Raw genomic sequence first — 17,844 nt, 5'->3', positions numbered from 1 at the left:
CCTACCGTAGGCCGGCGTTGTATCCCTCGAAGATGTCGTAGAAACCGACCACGGCGCGCGCGTACCGCTCCGCCTCCGAGCCGGAGCCGTTGTACCTGCGGATGATGTCGAAGATCTCCGTCGACGTGTAGTTGGTCCGCGGCGGACCGCTGACACCGACATCATCGGCCCCCCACATCAGAACCTGGGGCACGGCCGAGAGGTTGTACTCCACGTCGTCGGCAAGGCTGCTCCACACCTGCCACATGTCCGTCGGGCTGTCGGTGTTCAGCGCGTCGCCGGAGGTGAGGAAGTTGTTCGCGAGCGCCCAGTTGTGGGCCGCGATCGCTGTGGCAGCGAAGATCTGTGCGAAGCCAGTGCTGGAGTCCTCGGTGACAGGGATCGGTGCGACGGGAGGCGGGCCGATGGGGTTCTGCTGCCAGATCTCCAGCTCCTCCAGGTACTGGTACCAGTTCCGCACAGCAGTGTCGGAAGCCGTGTCGGCGATGTTGCGCCGCCAGTACTCCCACGCTGCGACGGCCTGGATGAGCGCCTTGCGGATGCCCCACGCACGTGCCAGCGAAGTCACGAGTGCGTCGTTGTACAGGATCGCGGTGACGGTGGCCGGGATACCTCCGTAGGTGGGCAGGATCGGTGGGTCGTACTCGGTGAGCGAGTCCACGTAGTCCTGCAAGTCCGACTCCAGTGCGGAGGTCAGGGTCGGGTCCCAGCCGACGTCGAGCGCTGCGGCGCCCGTAGGGGCCGTGACCGAAGACTGCCCGGCGTCGCGGCCAGAGTAGATGTTGTTGTCGATCTCGATGCTGGAAGCACCAGACCCGACCGTCACGGTGGAGATCTGGTCGAAGGCCCAATTCTCCGGCAGCAGGTAGCCGAGGTTCCCGCTGTACCCGGTGCTCATGCCGGCGACGAAACTGAACTCAGCCAGGCCCTCCTCGGACACCCGGCGGCACACGTTTCGTGTTCCGTAGACCCCGATGCGGTACCTGTCTCCGAGGTGGTGCATCATGCTGGCGATGCCGCGGAAGTGAGGTAGGACACGATTGGCGATGTCGTCGTCGGTGGCGTCGAAGTCGACCGCGAAGTAGATCGTGGTCGCACGCCCGAAGCCGTACCCGGCGGCTGCGTCAACCGCTAGGCGGGCGTCGATGGCGCCCTGCGGCTCTGAGAAGTACAAGGCGCTGGCCGCTGTGGTCTGGTAGATCGGGAAGATCCGCAGCCCGGCCGCGAAGATGTCGGTCAGCTCGCCCGCCTGGATCTTCTTGTTCAGAGCGCCGGCGCCGGAGACATTGGTCAGATAGCGGCCTACGACCTCGCGGCCCTGGGCCGTGAGTGCCCCTGCGCGGGCGGCCGTGACCTGGGTGATGGTGTCGGCTGCCTCGCCGACCCGGTCAGGGTCTCCGTTGGAGACCAGCAGGGAGGACCAGGTCTGGTAGTTGCTCTCACCGGTGACCGGCAGAAGGCAGAAGGTCTGGAAAGCTAAGACCTTCGTCGAGTCGGCGGCGCTAAACGTGCCGTTGAAGTCGGCGTCGTAGGAATTGAAGCGCAAGGCGGCCTGGAACAGGCGGACCAACTTCGAGGCCCCGGAGTCGGCGGATCCGACAGCGACGGTCGGCGCACTGGCGACCGCGGCGCGGGTGCCGGGTCCGTAGTTGCCGTTCGCGCCGGCCACCGCGAGTTGCTCCTGGATGGCATAGACGAGCGCCTTCTGCACGTCACGGGAGTAGCTGCCGTCGGCGGGGATGATCGAGAACCAGGATCGGGACAGGTAGGTGGCGTTCATCCACTGCTGGACCTGCCGAATCGCTGAGGTCCCGGAGCCGACGAGCACGTAGGCGTCCATGTTGAGGATGGCCTTGAACAGTTTCGAGGTGACCGTCCCGGTCTGCGCGACTCCGATGTTCGACTGGATCGCTCTGACTCCTGTCTCGGTCTGGGTGGACCAGCTTCCGGGTAGGGCTCCGTCGCCGCCGTTGTAGCCCTTGGCGTACAGACCCCCGATCAGCAGGTTGTAGATCTGCGCGATCTTCGGGTGCGCGGTCGAGGGTCCGATCGCTCCGATGGCGTCCAGGGCGGCGACCGTGCTTGGGCCGAAGGTGTCCGAGAGGGCGGTGATGCCCAGCTCGTGCTGGAGCGCGCGCGTCAGCGCCCGCATCGTCGGCCAGCCGGTGCGGCCGGTCACCTCGATCGGGTTCCACCCTGTGACGCCCGTGTAGGTGTCATTGAGGTAGTCCTGTACGTTCTCCACCCACGGATCGGACATCTCGCTCCTCACAGTCACAGGACGCGGCCGTCGGCGGTCCCCATCGCCGGGAGCGTACGTCGGGTGCCGCGCATAGCCAGATCGGCAGACTACCAGTGAGGCTGCGGCCTCCGGCGGCGTCGATCCGTTCCCTCCCTTGGTGTGGAGGCGGCCTAGCGCAGCGAGCCGCCACCCGGGGCTTAGATCAAACGCATTCACGGAGTTCAGATACGGCGCGCCTGCCAGTAGAGTACCGGTGGAACTTCGCCGCGGTGTCCAGCCACGCCTGCCAGTTCTCGTCGTGGGCGAGGTCGGCGACCCGCTGCTCGAGCTCGGTGCCGAAGGCGTCCAGCTTCTCCTGCAGGGTGTCGTACCGCTTGGCGAAGGCGTTCTCCTGCGCGGGCGGTCCGGTGAGCGTGACACCGGTCTCGGTGTGGGGCTCGACGGCGAACTGCCCACCGACGGTGATGCCGGCGGGCTGGCGGGTGCGGTGCGATGCGGTGGCGGTCATGCACCAGTAGATGTGCGGGCCCGTGCTACTCCAGCTCGGCGAGCCCGACGTCCAGCAGGTGTCCGAGCTCGGCGTGGGCGTCCCGGTCCGGGTCGCTGTCGCGGTAGGCCTCGAACCGCACCGCCTGACCGGTGAGCATGGCTGCCACCACCCGGTGGTGGCCCTCGGTCACGGTCCCGGTGTCCAGGTCGACGGCGACCGGTTCGCGGATCCCGTTGGCCCGGACGTCGTGCACGAACGCATCCCAGGTGCCCTCGTGCACCCGGTCCGGGTTGAACGGGTTCGGCTCCAGGAACGCCGGGTGCTCCAGGGTGCCGTCCCAGCCGCGGTTCAGGTCGTACTCGGCGGGCTCGAAGGTCTCCACGAACGCCGCCACCGGCATCGTCAGCACCCGGGACCCGGCCGGGCCGAGGACGACGTCGGGCTCGGTGTGCGGCATGAGCGCGAACTGCCCACCCGTGGTGATGCCGGCAGGCTGGCGGTTGCGGTGGGCGGTGTCGGTCATGCCCCGCTACATGTGCGGGCTGTCGTAGCGGCGTCAGCGATCAGCGCGGTGCGGAGCCGACGCGCGGCAATGGGGTCGTCCTCTTGCAGGGCGGCAGGCTAGTCGGCCGCTACCCGCCGAGGGTGTAGAGCGCCAGGTCGACGTCGCGGACGGTGAGCTCATGGCCGGACTCGAGCGCCCGGTCCCGCAGCTGCTCGACGGCCACCATGTACCGCCCGTACCGGCCCGAGCCGTTGCTCAGCGTGATCCCCAGCGAATGCAGTCCCGCGTGGGCGCGCCGATCGTAGACGGCGAGCCGGTGCGGCACGAGCGCGCACAGCACGGCTGATGCCAGGGCGTCGCCAGTGCGGAAACCGGGGAGCACCCAGATCGCGGCGCGGGCAGCCCGGGCAGCTGCCTCGATCTCGGTCGCTTCTGCGGCCCGGCGGGCTGCCGCAGTAGCGGCCCGGACCTCGGTGTCGGGTGTGTTCATCAGCTGGGCGGCCCACTTCGTGCTGGCGTTCAGCCGCTTCCAGAGCACCAGGGCGCCGATCTCGACCTTCCCCAGGGAGCCGGTCTCCTTGGCGACGGCGGTCACCTCGTTCAGGACCTCGTCGTAGCTCGGCGTCACCTTGGCCTGGTACTCGTGCAGCGCGCCCACCAGGCGCTCGACGACATCGTCGGCGGCCACCTATGCCCCCTGCGGGCTCTCGCCGAGCACTGCGCCGCTGTCACGGTCAACGACCTTCGACCAGCGGTACGGGTCGAACTGCCGCTCGGTGCCGTCCGGTGTGCGCACGTAGCACCAGCCGTTCTCGAACCGGACCTGAGCGTCGGTGAAGTCCTCGCGCATGAAGTTCGCGGAGGCTCCCTGGTGCAGCGTCAAGTTGACCATGTCCGCACGCTAGCCAGCACGGCTCGGGTCGGTGACCGGAACAGATCGGCGACTTCTCTGGCGACCGCTCCACGCCGGCGTCTGGCGGCACTGGGATGCAGGCATGCCCGGTAGACGGCGGGCGGCGCTCGCCCTACCGCTCCGGGAGGCGTCCACCCTCCTGCTCGAACAGCTTCCGCACATCGACACCGTCGGTGTTCAGCGCGGCGACCACCGCCTCGCGGCGCAGGTCCAGGAACAGCAGGTGCTTCTCGGTACCACCGACCGCGATCGCCCACACCCGTCCCAGCCGGTCGCCGTGCTCGACGGCGAACCTGGCCAGCGCCCGCCACTTCCCGATCGTGTCCTCCCGGGTGGGGTCGTGCGGGTCGAGGATGTCAACGACCACACCCCGGTCAGGAACCTCACGGAAGACCAGCAGGTCCGGCGCCAGCAGCCCCACGTTCTGAGGGTCCTCCGGCGGCCACCACGGGATCCGCACCGCGGACGCACCGTTCGGCGGGTTGCGATACCACCCCAGCACACCGTCACCGTTGAGCGCGGAGGCGATCGTGCGTTCCTCCCACGAGGACCCGAACTTGACCGGGTACAGCCCGGCGGGGCAGTCCTGACCCTCGTCTGCGGCGATCAGGTGCAGCGGCAGCCGCAGCTCCTGGTCGGCGACCTCCCGCGGGGACGGTTCGATGACGGGAGTCGGCTCCGGGCGAGGAGAGGTCTCCAGGATGCCGTTCAGCCGGGCCACCATCTCACCGCCCTGCTCGGAGACCCGCCACTGGTGCTCCTTGCGCCAGGACCGGATCAGGGCCTCCGCTGCGGCGGTGATGTCGGCCTTGATGTCCGGAAGCGTCGACAGCGCGGCGACGGTGAGCTTGGCGTCCTCAGGGTCCATTTCGTCGCACAGCTCGTTCCACAGCCACTTCGCCGGCGCGCCGAACATGCGCCGCTGCGCGGAGGCGTACAGGTCGTCGATGTTGCGGACCACGGTCTCCCGGAACCCGTCGGTGGTCTCGGTGACCTCACCGGTGAGGTAGTCCACCCACTGCACCTCGAAGTCGATCCTCGAGTACGTCTCCGCCTTGTCCTGCACGGCCTGCGCGTGACGGGTCAGCGCCGCCCGGGCCGCTGCGGTCACCGAGGTGCGGACCAGCGACTCGGAGGCCTTGAGCCCGCCGACCTCCTGGAACAGCATGCCCAGCTTGATGGCCCGGTCCACGGCGTTCTTGGCGACCTTGGTCGGGCGGGTGAAGGTGGGAAAGCCCCGGAACGCCGTCCAGACCGAGTCCGGCACGTTCGGGTTCCGGACGGTGGTGACCGGTTCCAGCACGGGCGTCACGGTGATCGCGTCGTCACCTTCACGCAGCCGGGCCACGACGCTGTTGACGGCGTCCTTGTTGAAGTGCGGCAGGTACACCCACACGGCGTTCAGGTCCGCACGCGACTCGATGCGCCGCGCCAACGGGTTGCGCACCATGCGGCCGATCAGCTGCGTGATGTAGGTGGGGTCGCTGGCCGAGCGCAGCGAGATCATCACCTCCGCGCGAGGGCAGTCCCACCCGGTGGTCAGCGCCTCCTTGAACAGCACCACCCGGACCCGGGTGTCGGACTGGATCGCCGTCGGCGGCACGTACGGGATCGTGTACTGCCCGAACACCTCGGGGCGATGGTCCTGCAAGCAGTGAGCGATGTTGTCCGGTGTGATCGTGGGGTCGGTCTCACGGATGACGTCGATGTACTGGGCCACCTTGGCTGCCGCCACACTCGCCGGCAGCTGCACCACCAGCGCCGGCTCGACCGGCTGCTCCTCGTTCGCTGTGGTGAAGCTCGCCCACGACTCCCGCATCACCGCCAACCGGGCAGTGGCCTCGGCGAGCAGCGTGACGTCGCCCTCCTGGTCGTCGGTGGTGCGCCCGATCGGCAGGTCATCCTTGACCAGCCCGGACGCGCGCACGTCGGCGGCCTCGACAACGACCGGCTCCCAGGTGCGCGAGGATCCGACCAGCGTGCGGAACCGTTCCTGGGTGGCCGAGATACCCAGCACCACTCCCGGCGGGGTGCGCAGGTTCGCCCCACCGCTCAGGACCTGGCCCAGGATGGTCTCCGGGTTGCCGGTGGTGACGCCCGTGCCGCGGTGAGCTTCGTCGATGATCACCAGGAAGCTGGGACCGTACCGGGCCACTGACCCGGCGATCGTGTCCCACAGGCTGTACCGGCGGGCACCGCCGGCACGGTAGGTCTTGGCTCCGCCGCCCAGCTTCTGGGTGTTGATGAAGTACACCTGCCCGGGCGGGAAGTGCGGCTCGTCGAACTGCTCGTCCACCACAGTGCCGACGACCTTGTCGGTGGCCACCTCGAGCTTGTCGAGGGTCTGCTGGTTCAGGTCTGGCGAGTCCGAGAGCCACAGCACCGCTAGGTCGGGGTTCGCCCCGACATTCTCTCCATCGCCGACCAGCAGCCGTTCGATGAACGCGGCCGCGATCACGGTCTTGCCCGCACCGGTCGGAGCGGTCAGGGCGATCGCGGTGCTCTTGCCGCGGCGGCGGCTGGCATGGGCGGCGTCGTCGTAGGTCTGCACGAGCTCGACAACAGCCTGCTCCTGGTAGGTGTGCAGGGTCAGGTCCACCGGGTCACCTCGGGGTGTTCGTCGTGAAGTTCGTCAGGTAGTTCTCGTACAGCCGTCGCGCGCGGATGTCGGTCCGCAACCGTGCGAGCACGAGCCGGTAGGACTCCTCGGCGTCGGTCACGACGTAAGCGTGGGTGATGTCCTGCCGGGCGTTGACCGCCTCGACGAACGGCTCCCAGTTGTCCACGTTGAAGCAGATCGCGTAGTGCGCACCATCGGGGGCCGCGAAGTCGTCGGTCTCCGCGGTGATGGCCGCCCCGTGCGCTCCGGCCTGCAACCACAGCAGGTTCGCGACCTGGGTGAAGGCCTTGGCCCGCTCGATATCGGTGCGGTCCAGGTAGGTGAGCTTGGCGATCGTGACGTTCTCCTCGAGGCCGTTCGAGTAGGAGGACCCATCGGGACGCGTACCCGTCACGACCGTGCTGATCCGGGGCCGGGTGACATGCTCGAAGATGCCGTTGGCCTCCCACTCGGGGTCACCGGGCAGGTGCCCGGCCTTGACGAGCTGCTTCGCTTCCTTCTCGTTCACCTCGTTGTTCGTCACGAGGATGCACTGCCTGCTGCCGCCGTCGGCGGCGTTGAGCTCCATGACGGCGTGCATCGTCGCGCCCGAACCGCCGAAGAAATCGAGCACCACCGCACGGGGGTCTCGCATCGAGACGGCGTTGATCCAGTTCGCAACAACCGACACGTCCTTGGGAAACTTGAACCGTTGCTCACCCAGCAACTTGGTCAACGCCAAGGATGAGGCGCGACGATCGACGTCGATGAAGGGCCGGATGGCCTGTTCCGCCACCTCGTCCAGGTATCTCTTGTAGTAGGCGCCCTGGGTGTGGTCCGGGCCGAACAGGATGCGACCCTCTGCGAGCTTCTCCTGCATAGTCTCAGGCGAGTAGACCCAACCGTTTGCTGCTCGGTGGACAGGCTTCCCGGTTACCGGATGCGGGAGGTCGTACTGCAGGTTCGGTCTGGGGTTTGGGCTGCTCAGGTCAGCTCGGAAGAACAGCCGTCCGGTCTCGTCGATCTCGCTGTATCTGGCCACCCCCTTCTCCATCTCAGCTTTCCGAAGACGCATAGCAGCGCGGTAGAGCTTCGTCGCTTCCGCTGGGTCGCCACCTGACTTCTCCCACGCTGCCCGCGCGCCCTCGATCGCAATGTCATACCCCATCTTCGTCTCGACCCAACGCGAGTCGCTCGCAACGAGGTCGGCCTTCGACCTGCCATAGATCAGCATGTAGTCGAGCCCGCCCGAAGTGAACCTTGGGTCGTTCCGCGACGAGCCGAGCCACGCGACGTTGGATAGGAAGTTCCGTTCACCGAACTCCTGGTCGAGCAAGACCTTGAGGTGGGCGTGCTCGTTGTCGTCGATCGCGACGATGATGACGCCGGTGCGCTTGAGGAGCTTGCGGGCCAGGCGGAGCCGGCGGGCCATGAACGAGAGCCACAGGGAATGCCGGTAGGTGTCTTCCTTGCCGACGTAGCGGTCGTTGTAGATGAGGTCGCCGCCGGTGTTGTAGGGCGGGTCGATGTAGATGCAGTCGACCGATTCGGCGTGGGTGTAGGCCAGCGCCTCGAGGGCATGCAGGTTCTCCGCCTCGATGAGCACGTGGTCGGGTTTGTCGCCACCGCGGTTGATGCGCTCGAGCACCTCCAGACCCGGGTAGAGCGGTTCGCCGTACTCGCGCACGACCACGACGTCCTCGATGGGTGCGGTGGTGTCGTCGTCGAGCTGTACCTGCTGGCCGGTGATCTTGCGGACGGTGCGCAGCGGGGCGTCGACGGGGTCGTTGCGGTGCACCACCTTGGAGCGGCGGCGGGGCTTGACCCCGGGTAGGCGGATCTGCTCGGGCAGGTGCTCCTCGTACACGAGGCCGAACTTGGTGCGGTCGGTGAGGGTGGCGATCTCGCTCGCGATCTGCTCGCGCAGCGTCTCGGACTCGATACGGCCCAGGAGTTGGTCGAGTCGGGTTTTCGCCACTGCGGTGTGTCTCCTTGTGTACTGCGGCTGTCGTGACCGCTAGGGGGAGGCTACAGACCGTTCGCAGCGCCCCGGCTCCGAGGGAGTCTGCGCGGCGCGTCCGGCTGTGTGCGGGACCTTCTTCGCCGCCCGTATGTGCGGCACCGGCAGCGATGTCGACAGCGTCACCAATGGCACGTGCCGTGGGGACGGGAGACGCTGGACCGTTCGTCAGTCGGTGCTGTCCGGGAGGTCGTCCCAGGCGCCGCCCAGTCGGGGCAGACCGTCCTCGCAGTGCTCGGCCTCGAAGTTGGCGATCTCGTCAGCGGCCTGGGTGCCGGTGATGTCGACGGTGGTCTTCCACCCGTCGGCGCGGGTCACCGCGACCGTGTTGGTGTACTCGTACCGGGAGCTGCCGTCGACCCGCTCGGTCAGCACCTGCCAGTCCAGGGTGTCGGGCGCAGCTGCCAGCACGGCCTCACGCAGCGCGGAGCGGGCGTGCACCGAGTCCTGGTCGGACAGCACGATCGGGGTCTGCACAACGCGGCGCACGTCGAGCACGAAACGCCGCCCGAGGAGGTCGGGGGTGGTCTCGGTGGCGTGCTCGCGCCACACACCATCCTGCGACAGGTCGGAGGCGGCGTCGTAGTAGTCCTCGTAGCCCCACTCGCTGTCGGTGAGCACGTGGCCGTCGGTGTCGCGGACCTCGCCGGCGACCATCTCGTCGGGGCCCTGGTCGGAGCGGGACAGGACGACGTGGGTCGCGGTCGGGAACTCCTCGAGCACGGCCCGGGCGAGCACGTGCATCGCCATGACCTCCATGTCCCGGTGCGCCTCGTGGCGGACCAGGTCACCCCAGTCGTCCTCGCGGGCGCGGCGGTAGCGTTCCTGCACCTGCTCCCGGTTGCCCTGTACGGCCTCAGGGCCGGTGACCGAGCTGGTGAGGCTGACGGTGGCCTCGACCTTGGGCTCGACGGCGAACTGGCCGCCGGTGCAGACCCCGGCTGGCTGACGGTTGCGGTCGCCGATGTCGGTCACTGTGCCGTCTCCTGTCCCTGCTCGGGCACGGGCCGGTAGGCCGGGAGCAGCTGACCGTAGTCGGCGAAGTCGTGCCAGACCTCATCGAAGTCGCGGCCGGATCGGTCCCCGGTGGGGCCCTCGACGGGCTCCCCGTTGTCGCAGATGTACTGGTCCAGGTCGGAGCGGTGCAGGGCCCCGGCGTCCACCTGGCGCAGCATGCTGATCGGCACCTGCGCGGTCCAGACCTCCCTGACGTCGGCGACCGGGAACCGGCGCCGCCACGTGATGGCCGTGGTGGCGGTCTTGGCGCGTGCGTCGTCGGCGGCCAGGTGCTCGGCCAGCACCGGCCACATGTTCCGGACCCCGTAGGTGCCGGGGTCGGACTCGTTGTACAGGGCGACGGGCTTGCCCTGTGCGCGCACCGCGTCGACGATGTCGGCGGTGCTGGCCTCGGCGGGCAGGTCGGCGGTGAAGGTCCCCCGGGCCATGTCCCAGTCCTCGGCGTCGAGCCGGTCGATGCCGTACTCGGTCTTGAGCCACTGGGCCACGACGAGCTCACGGGTGGTGAGGTAGGCCTCCATGGAGTCCTCGTCCTCGGGGTCCAGGCCGAGCGTGGCGGCGTGGAGGCCGAGCCCCTCGATGAACCCGATCGGCTGCGAGGCGGCCTCGGCGAGGAAGCCGCCGTCGGTGGCGGTGACGTGGATGGAGCCCAGGGTGGGGTCGCCGTGCTCGTACTCATCGACCAGCAGGTCCTCCTGCCCGTCGGCGGGCACGACGGTGGACAGCGCCACCGGGGCGGTGTCGTCGAGCTCCACGTCGGTCTCGGTGCGTGGTTCGACCGCGAACTGGCCGCCCGTGCTGACGCCGGCGGGCTGGCGGTTGCGGTTGCTGACGTCGGCCACGGGGGTGCTCCTGATGTGCTGCATGTCAGGGTAGATGTGCGGGGTCAGGCGCGCCGCAGGGCGAACCGGTCGGTGATGGTGACGCGGCGGGTATCGACCGCGTCATGGACGGCGGCCAACGCGCTCTCGCGGGTCAGGCCGGTCGCGACCAGCTTGCCGAGCACGGTCGGCATGGGGTTCTCGCCGGCGTCCAGCAGGTCGGCCAGTCCGGCCTGTTCGGTGGCGCGGCGCCGGTGCCGCAGCTCGTGGTCGACGCGGGCGATCGAGGCCAGGTCCGCATCCGCGCTGGTGTGGGACCAGCCGCACCCGCACAGCGAGGTGACCTTCCCACCGGTGGTGGTCGTGGTCCAGGACGGGGCGAACCGGACCGGTGCCGGTGCGGTCATCGCCGCAGGTAGCGGTCGAGCACGTCGGCGAGGATCTCGGGCCCGGTGATGCCGGAGCCGATGAAGGTCCGGTACCGGCTGCCGTCATCGCGGGAGGCCACCCGGGAGAGCTCCTCGCCGCGCAGCTCGAAGAACACCGGGCGCGCCCAGGGGAGGGACCGGTCGGGGTCCAGCTCCACGAACACGGCCTCGGGGGTCTCGGGGCAGCGGTGCAGCTGCAGCACCACACCGGTGCCGGGGGTGACCGCGGCCTCGGGCGGGGTCTGCGCGGAAGGCAACGGCATCACCGCGTGCCACCCGTCACGCTCGGCCAGCTGCTGCAGGCATGAGGAGGCGGTGCCCGCACGCGAGGTCAGCGTGACAGCCGGCTCACGGCGGTGGTCGGTGGCGAACTGCCCGCCGGTGCTGACACCGGCTGGGACACGGCTCCTGAGCAAGCTCCTCATGGGAGGTAGATGTGCGGGCCGTCACACCGTCCTCGGGTGGGTCAGCCGCCGGTGCGGACGTGGGCTCCGAACCGGTCCCCGTCGAGCCCGGTGATGCGCCAGCCGCGCCCGCTGACGCTGTCATCGACCTCCTGCATGTAGATGCCGCGCTGCTCGAGGTCGTGGCGGAACGCCTGGAACTCGGACCGCATCCGCTGGCCGGCGCGGGTCCGGTCCAGTTCCCTTCGCGCCATGATCCGGCCGTTGCTCATCGACGCGGCCCAATGCTGCTGCTGGCTGTCGGTGGCGACCTGGGCGGCGGCGTTGGCGCCGCGCTCGGCATCCCACTCGCGGTGCATGCGCGGGTGGTCGCTGAGGGCGTCGTCGTCGCAGTCCCAGGCCATGTAGAGCCGCGCGACCCAGGAGGCGTAGTCCTCGGCGTAGTCGAGGGTCTCCATGCCGAGGTTGCCGACGATGCGGTGGGCCCAGTCGTAGGCGTGGCGGTGGGTGGCCTCGATCGCCTTGCGCTGCTCGGGAGTGAAGTCGTCGACGGAGGGCTGCCCGGCGTAACGGTCGGCCTCCTCGAGCTCGGCGGCCTGTCGGTCGGCCTCCTCACGCTCGGCGAGCAGCTGCTCACCCTCGGTGATCCACGGGGCCAGGGCGGTGGTGTCGGTGCCGCAGTAGCAGGAGGCGGTGCCGTCGGTCAGGTAGCCGTCGCCCTCGGCGATCGGGTCACCGGTGATGCCGGCGTCGCGCTGGTTCTGTGCGGCGCAGCCGATGGCGTGCGCGCGGCAGGCATGCTCGTGCCCGCCGGTGGATTCACGCTCGGCGAGCAGCTGCTCACCCTCGGTGATCCACGGGGCCAGGGCGGTGGTGTCGGTGCCGCAGTAGCAGGAGGCGGTGCCGTCGGTCAGGTAGCCGTCACCCTCGGCGATCGGGTCACCGGTGATGCCGGCGTCGCGCTGGTTCTGTGCGGCGCAGCCGATGGCGTGCGCACGGCAGGCGTGCTCGTGCCCGCCGGTGACCGTGGTCAGGGTGACGGTGGGCTCGGTGCGCGGCTCGGTGGCGAACTGGCCGCCGGTGCGCACACCGGCCGGCCGGCGGTTGCGGAAGCTGATGTCAGTCATGGCTGGTGCTCCTCAGGCGGCGAGGTCGTGGACGTGGCGGGCGAGATCGGCCGGGGTGAGCCGGCCGCGGCGGGCCTGGGCGTCGGACTCCTCCTCGACGTCGAGGCTGACGATGCCGGTGGCGGCCTGCACGGTGTGCACCGAGACCGCACGGCCCTGCATGCTGATGAACTGGGCGTCCAGCCACGGGTCGGTGCCGTCCTGATGAGCGGGCAGCAGGACCAGGCAGGTGGTGTCCCGCCCGGGCAGCACGTAGGACTGCACGATCTGGTCGCCGTTGGTGGCGGCGGCCTGCTGGGTGAAGCGGGCGTCCGGCTGCTCGACGGGGGCGACGGGGGTCCAGCCGTGCTCGGCGATCAGGTCGGTGACGGTCTCCTCCCCGGCCCGGTAGCGGGCGGCGGGGGACAGCAGCCAGGCCGAGGGGCCCGCACCGGTCCGCGACATGCCGGGCAGCGCCGGCTGGGTGCCGCCACCCAGGGCGCGGGGTGCGCGCAGGCTCTCGGTGCCGAGGGCGCGCAGCGCCTCCTGCTGGCGGGCCAGGCTCACGGCGGGCTCGGAACGATGGTCGGGCGCGAACTGGCCACCGGTACGGATACCGGCGCGCTGGCGCTTGCGATGGGCGATGGCGGTCATGCCCGCATAGATGTGCGGGGGTGCGCTGGCAAGCTCAGCGCAGCGCCCTGTTCATCGCGCCGTTGCGTTCGGCGGCCTCCCGGATGGCCTTGCGTCGCGAGGGCCACATCTGCTCCGGATCCACCGGGTGTATCCGCGCAAGCAGCTGCTCGGTCTCCTCGGGGCTCAGGGTGACCCGGCGGCGGGGGAGGCTGATGATGCGACGACCGGTGACGGGCGAGATTCGCTCGTCCGGGATGTCGTGGGCGCCGGCGGCCAGGGTGACGTCGGTCTCGGTGCGCGGGACCTGGGTGTACTGACCTCCGGTGCTGACACCGCTCGGGACGCGTTGCTGGCTCATGCCGGGGTAGATGTGCGGACCGGTCCGGGCCCGCCGGGTCGTCGCTGCCCGGGATGTGCGGGTCAGAACTCCTCGAGGTACTCCTTGGGCTTGGCGCTGCCCGGCGGGGTCCACAGCTCGCGCGGCGGCACCTTGGCCAGCCCCGGCTTGCGCGGCGCCACGATCACGGGCTCCGGCTCCGGCTCCGGCTCCGGCTCCGGCTCCGGCTCCGGCTCCGGCTCCGGCTCCGGCTCCGGCTCCGGCTGCACGTCAAGCATCTGCTCGATGACGACCAAGTCGGACTCGGTCAGCTCCGAACCCGAGGGCACCAGCAGCAGGTGCTCCACCCCGCGCGCGGCCAGGATGTCGGCCAGGGTCTCGCGGTAGGCGATGTCCAGGTCGTCGACCTCTTCCAGCTTGTCGTCGGCGAACACGACAGTGCGCACCTGCGGGTTGGCATCCAGGAACGCCTCCACCGCCTCGACCTTCCACCAGCCGTAGACGCTGGCGCCCTCGGCCAGGTGACCGGCGCTGGGACGGCCCAGCATGGCGTCGAACGTAGGGGCGGCATCCTCCTGCCAGTCGGTCGCCCACACGATGCTCACCGGCAACGCACCCAGCCGCGCCATCAGTGTCGGGCTGCACCAGAGCGCCATCCCGGTCCCGGGCACCTCCCGGGCATCTGGCCACGCCGACGCACCCAGCGGCGCGATCGTCTCATCGACGTCGAGCAGCAGCACCGCCTCACCGACCACCGCGGGCTCAGCGGACTCGACGTGCACCACGTCGTCGTCGTCGTCGTCGTCGTCGAGCTCCTTGACGGCGTCCAGGGTCGGCACGTCCGCCTCCTCGTCGGCCGTGTCAGCGAACACCGACTCGTCCCACTCGATCTCGACCTCGCCGAGCTCGATCTCCACCGGCTCCGGCGGCTCGGGCACGCGCCGTCCCGACGGGGCGGTTTCGGTCTTGGGCATGAATGGTGTCAGGTCCACCCGCTCCCGATCGGTGAGCGGGGCACGACGCTCGGTCAGCTTCGCCGCCAGGGTGCGCTGGATGTCGGCGGTGTACCAGCACTGGATCATCCGGATCGGTGCACCGGAGACCTCGAGCAGTCCGCGCCCGCGTGGGACCACGTCACCCAGGGACGGTGCCGCGGTCGGCTCCTTGAGTGCCGACTGCATCTCACCGAAGGTGGCCTTGCCCAGGATCATGCGCGCCATGTTGGTCCGCAGGTCCGAGGCACCCGGGATCCCGTCCAGCGTCTTGGCTGTCAGGCGCTGCGTCGCCAGCAGCAGAGTCACACCGGCCGACCGCGCCTCACGGGCGATGCGTCCGGCCTTGGCGCCGATGTTGATCTTCGCGGCCTTGAGCGCCAGCGCCAGCTGGTACTCCGCCTGCCCCTCCTCATCCTCGGGCTCCGGCTTGGCCGGCAGCTGGTCGGCGATCATGAGCGAGGTGAACTCGTCCAGAACCACGACGGCGTGCCGCGGCCTGACGTCCTCGGGCAGCTCGATGTAGGAGCCGACGCCGTGCTCGCTGTTGAGGTTCTTGCGGCGCAGCACCTCGTCGTAGATCGCGTTCATCATGGCCGAGGCCTCGAACACGTCGGCGGTAAAGGACTTCATCCACGGCAGCGCGAACCGGAAGTCCGCGCCGCCCTTCGTCGGGTCCGCCAAGTACAGGTCGCAACCCAGCGCGATGACCGAGTACAGCAGCCCTTGAAGCGTCGCCGACTTGCCTGACCCCGAGCCGCCCACGATCAGCAGGTGTGGATCGAGCATGTAGTCATAGGAGATGGGCTCGCCCTCCACACCGGAGGCGAATGGGATGTCTTCGGCGCCGTCGATGTAGTCGAAGTCGAACTCGACCAGATCAGGCAGCGGGTTCACCTCGCACACCAGCAGCCGCACCGAGCTCGCCGAGTCGCCGGGGCGCACCTCGATGAAGACGTTGCTCGTGGCCGTCCTGAGCTTGGGCACCGCAGCCTTGATGTCCTCCATGGATAGGCCCGCCGGCAGGTCGAAGTCCAGCTCCTGCACCTTCGGGTTGCGCGGCAGCGCGCCGGCGTTGGTGAGCTTGGGCAGCAGGCCGCCGACACCGGAGACCTTGGAGTCCAGCCACGCCTGCTCCCAGTCCAGCGCGATAAGCAGCTTCTGGTCGCGCTCTGGGCGCTGCAGGGTGACACGCTCGGGACGCTCACCGGCGAAGATAGTGCACCCGTCCTCAGCGGCGGCCACTCGCAGCCAGGCGCACCCCAGCGCGCCGCGGATGCGGGCGGCCGCGCCACGCACATCGGCCAGGGTGACCCCGCCGTACAGGCGCACGTCCACCCGCCAGATGTGCCCGCGGGAACGTTCCGAGGTCATGCAGGTCGCCGCGGCGACCTCCGGCTGAGCCAGACGGGCGGCCTTGAACGCGGCGTTGAACCGTCCGGCCAGGATCCACTTCTGGACCTCGGTGCGAGACCGGCCCGAGCTCGGCGGCAACGTCTGCGGGCCTTCGGGCACCGGGCCGTCGGCCCAGATGACGGTGACGGCCTGGGAGTGCCGGTCGCCGGGGCGGGCGTTGGCGTTCGCGCCCGGGTAGCCGGTGACGGCGACGAACGGGGCTGCGTTCAGGGCGGCCTGCAGCTTGGACTCCAGACCGAAGTAGGTCTCCGGCGGTTCACCCTTGAGGGTCACGAACGGCAGCTGGTACACGGTCGTGGAGGCGTACCGGGAGCCGGGCAGCTGCGCCTCGGAGTACAGCGGCATCTGCGGGACGGGGGCGTTGACGCCCTGCTTGAGCACCGACTCCCAGTGCCCGCGCCACACGTCCTCGCGCTCGATGTCGACCGCCTGCTGATTGGTCAGCCCGGTCGCGGGCTCGAACACCACGTCGGGGTGCGCGGCCGGGCCGACAAGCACCAGGCCCTGACCGTCGCCGAAGCGGTGGTCGACCAGCGCCGGGACGCCGAGCTGGCCGGCCAGTGCGGGGCCGGCGTGGGAACGCAGGTGGGTGCCGGCCAGGCCGTCGGGGTTGACCCAGGTAGTGGCCCAGACCGCCCACGGGGAGCTAGGGGGCGGCTGCTGCTCGCCGGTGAGGTCCTCGTAGTCCTCCTCGAGATCCTCGACCAGGTCCTGGTCCTGCACTGCCGTTTCGGCGGCGGCCTGCTCGGCCTGATGGGTGGTGACCAGGTCGGCCGACATCAGCAGGTAGCGCGAGACACCGGAGGCGTCGCACGCCGCGCCCATCGCACCTTCCAGGAGCACCTTGACCAGCTCGATGTCCAGGGTCGCGTCGGTCAGGTCGGGCATCTGGTCGGCGGGCAGGTGCACCACCCGGAACTGGGTGGGGTGCACCGACCCGGGCACCGGCTGCCCCTGGCCGTCGAGGTTGGGGCAGGAGATCACCCACACTCGTTGGTTGGCTCCCAGGGCCACGGTGACCTTGCCGGTGATGGCCGGGGTGCAGAAGAACGCCGCACCGGTGGAGGCCGGGGCGTCGAAGGTGTCGACGGTGACCGGGCCGAGCACCTGGTGCGTGAGCAGCCAGGGTGAGTCGTCCTTGAGTCCGGTGACCTGCCACTGCGGCTCCCACGCCGAGCGGGCGGCGACCAGCTCTCGCCAGGTTGTCAGCGACAGCTTGCGCCACGGGGCGGACAGCACCGCACCGGAGGCGATCAGGCCCACCGCCCAGGAGGTCAGCACCCGGCTGTGGGCACCGAAGGCGCCGACCCCGTCGAGGGGCAGGAAGGTGTTGACGAGGGTGGCGACCACGACGGCGGCGACCGCGGCGCCGGCGACCAGGGCGACCCACGGCTTGCCGATGCTGGGCAGCTGACGCAGCCCGCTCAGCCGCAGACCAGGGCAGGGGTCGTGCTCGGCGGCGTTGCGGCGCAGCGTCGCGGTGACCTGCCAGACGAGCACGGTCGCGAAGGCGCCGTTGAGCGCCGGGGCGTAGGGCAGGTCGGGCAGCGCGGAGGTGGGCAGGCCGGCGACGGCCACGCCGGTGAGCAGACCGGCGAACCAGGTTGCCAGCGGGTCCTTGCCGGGCAGCCAGTCAGCATTGGGAACCATCAGTCGCCACCGGCCCTCGGACCAGGTGCGGTAGGCGAGCATCTGCTTGGACTCCCCGGGGTGGGCGGGGGTCGGGCGGCCGTTGCGGTCCTTCTTGCCGGTGAACATCGGCGGGCGGGCCATGAACGCGGCCACGATGAGCGCGACCCACAGCACCGGCGCGCCGGGGTAGCCGAAGACGGTCGCGGCGACCGCGCCGGCGGCGCCGAGTCCGGCGACCAGGCCGGTCAGGTCGGGCGGCTGCTGGGCGGTCCGGGCTGCCATCGGT

At 69.8% G+C, this 17,844-nt stretch carries 15 protein-coding genes; all 15 read right to left on the bottom strand.

Features of this window, described 5'->3' with window-relative positions:
* Position 1: 1 nt before the first annotated feature.
* The 15 genes from GPA03_RS05535 to GPA03_RS05465 all read right to left on the bottom strand — a co-directional run bounded on the left by GPA03_RS05535 (position 2) and on the right by GPA03_RS05465 (position 17,840).
* Complete coding sequence (locus GPA03_RS05535) at positions 2–2,260, bottom strand: glycoside hydrolase domain-containing protein (RefSeq protein ID WP_156250914.1); 2,259 nt, start codon at positions 2,258–2,260, stop codon at positions 2–4.
* A 184-nt stretch (positions 2,261–2,444) separates the two neighbouring features.
* Positions 2,445–2,750 carry a hypothetical protein gene (locus tag GPA03_RS05530; protein ID WP_156250913.1) on the bottom strand — a complete coding sequence of 102 codons (306 nt, stop codon included), beginning with the start codon at positions 2,748–2,750 and terminating at the stop codon, positions 2,445–2,447.
* Between the two features lie 25 nt (positions 2,751–2,775).
* A complete protein-coding gene (locus tag GPA03_RS05525) occupies positions 2,776–3,255 on the bottom strand; it encodes a ParB N-terminal domain-containing protein (protein WP_156250912.1) in 480 nt (159 codons plus the stop codon).
* Between the two features lie 109 nt (positions 3,256–3,364).
* The gene (locus GPA03_RS05520; protein ID WP_241681092.1) at positions 3,365–3,925 is read right to left on the bottom strand and encodes a hypothetical protein; all 561 of its coding nucleotides are present in this window, start codon (positions 3,923–3,925) and stop codon (positions 3,365–3,367) included.
* Positions 3,926–4,129, bottom strand: a complete 204-nt coding sequence (locus GPA03_RS05515; RefSeq protein ID WP_156250911.1) for a hypothetical protein — start codon at positions 4,127–4,129, stop codon at positions 3,926–3,928.
* A 133-nt stretch (positions 4,130–4,262) separates the two neighbouring features.
* The gene (locus GPA03_RS05510) at positions 4,263–6,749 is read right to left on the bottom strand and encodes a DEAD/DEAH box helicase (protein WP_156250910.1); all 2,487 of its coding nucleotides are present in this window, start codon (positions 6,747–6,749) and stop codon (positions 4,263–4,265) included.
* 4 nt (positions 6,750–6,753) lie between these two features.
* Positions 6,754–8,727 (bottom strand): site-specific DNA-methyltransferase, encoded by a 1,974-nt coding sequence (locus tag GPA03_RS05505; protein WP_156250909.1) that lies wholly within the window; start codon positions 8,725–8,727, stop codon positions 6,754–6,756.
* Between the two features lie 210 nt (positions 8,728–8,937).
* Positions 8,938–9,744, bottom strand: a complete 807-nt coding sequence (locus tag GPA03_RS05500; RefSeq protein ID WP_156250908.1) for a hypothetical protein — start codon at positions 9,742–9,744, stop codon at positions 8,938–8,940.
* Positions 9,741–10,652, bottom strand: coding sequence for a hypothetical protein (locus GPA03_RS05495; RefSeq protein ID WP_156250907.1), 912 nt, complete (start codon positions 10,650–10,652; stop codon positions 9,741–9,743). Before GPA03_RS05495 ends, GPA03_RS05500 begins: the two co-directional genes overlap by 4 nt.
* A 20-nt stretch (positions 10,653–10,672) precedes the next feature.
* The gene (locus GPA03_RS05490; protein ID WP_156250906.1) at positions 10,673–11,014 is read right to left on the bottom strand and encodes a hypothetical protein; all 342 of its coding nucleotides are present in this window, start codon (positions 11,012–11,014) and stop codon (positions 10,673–10,675) included.
* Entirely contained in the window at positions 11,011–11,460 is a 450-nt protein-coding gene (locus GPA03_RS05485; protein ID WP_156250905.1) for a hypothetical protein, read from the bottom strand. The genes GPA03_RS05490 and GPA03_RS05485 overlap by 4 nt, the downstream gene beginning before the upstream one ends.
* Before the next feature lie 41 nt (positions 11,461–11,501).
* Positions 11,502–12,566, bottom strand: coding sequence for a hypothetical protein (locus GPA03_RS05480; protein WP_156250904.1), 1,065 nt, complete (start codon positions 12,564–12,566; stop codon positions 11,502–11,504).
* Between the two features lie 12 nt (positions 12,567–12,578).
* On the bottom strand, positions 12,579–13,199 hold the full coding sequence (locus GPA03_RS05475) for a hypothetical protein (RefSeq protein ID WP_156250903.1): 621 nt from the start codon (positions 13,197–13,199) through the stop codon (positions 12,579–12,581).
* A gap of 34 nt (positions 13,200–13,233) precedes the next feature.
* On the bottom strand, positions 13,234–13,539 hold the full coding sequence (locus GPA03_RS05470) for a hypothetical protein (protein WP_156250902.1): 306 nt from the start codon (positions 13,537–13,539) through the stop codon (positions 13,234–13,236).
* A gap of 62 nt (positions 13,540–13,601) precedes the next feature.
* Positions 13,602–17,840, bottom strand: coding sequence for an FtsK/SpoIIIE domain-containing protein (locus tag GPA03_RS05465; RefSeq protein WP_156250901.1), 4,239 nt, complete (start codon positions 17,838–17,840; stop codon positions 13,602–13,604).
* Positions 17,841–17,844: the final 4 nt, after the last annotated feature.

The organism is Pseudactinotalea terrae, assembly GCF_009733845.1.
Taxonomy (GTDB): Bacteria; Actinomycetota; Actinomycetes; order Actinomycetales; family Beutenbergiaceae; genus Pseudactinotalea; species Pseudactinotalea terrae.
Note: the sequence above shows the minus strand (reverse complement) of the source record. Positions and strands in the feature narration are given on the sequence as shown.

What these genes read in the sequence shown, in the direction of transcription:
- GPA03_RS05535 (WP_156250914.1), bottom strand. Translation starts at nt 2,260, where the DNA reads ATGTCCGATCCGTGGGTGGAGAACGTACAGGACTACCTCAATGACACC.
- GPA03_RS05530 (WP_156250913.1), bottom strand. Translation starts at nt 2,750, where the DNA reads ATGACCGCCACCGCATCGCACCGCACCCGCCAGCCCGCCGGCATCACC.
- GPA03_RS05525 (WP_156250912.1), bottom strand. Translation starts at nt 3,255, where the DNA reads ATGACCGACACCGCCCACCGCAACCGCCAGCCTGCCGGCATCACCACG.
- GPA03_RS05515 (WP_156250911.1), bottom strand. Translation starts at nt 4,129, where the DNA reads ATGGTCAACTTGACGCTGCACCAGGGAGCCTCCGCGAACTTCATGCGC.
- GPA03_RS05495 (WP_156250907.1), bottom strand. Translation starts at nt 10,652, where the DNA reads ATGCAGCACATCAGGAGCACCCCCGTGGCCGACGTCAGCAACCGCAAC.
- GPA03_RS05490 (WP_156250906.1), bottom strand. Translation starts at nt 11,014, where the DNA reads ATGACCGCACCGGCACCGGTCCGGTTCGCCCCGTCCTGGACCACGACC.
- GPA03_RS05485 (WP_156250905.1), bottom strand. Translation starts at nt 11,460, where the DNA reads ATGAGGAGCTTGCTCAGGAGCCGTGTCCCAGCCGGTGTCAGCACCGGC.
- GPA03_RS05480 (WP_156250904.1), bottom strand. Translation starts at nt 12,566, where the DNA reads ATGACTGACATCAGCTTCCGCAACCGCCGGCCGGCCGGTGTGCGCACC.
- GPA03_RS05475 (WP_156250903.1), bottom strand. Translation starts at nt 13,199, where the DNA reads ATGACCGCCATCGCCCATCGCAAGCGCCAGCGCGCCGGTATCCGTACC.
- GPA03_RS05470 (WP_156250902.1), bottom strand. Translation starts at nt 13,539, where the DNA reads ATGAGCCAGCAACGCGTCCCGAGCGGTGTCAGCACCGGAGGTCAGTAC.
- GPA03_RS05465 (WP_156250901.1), bottom strand. Translation starts at nt 17,840, where the DNA reads ATGGCAGCCCGGACCGCCCAGCAGCCGCCCGACCTGACCGGCCTGGTC.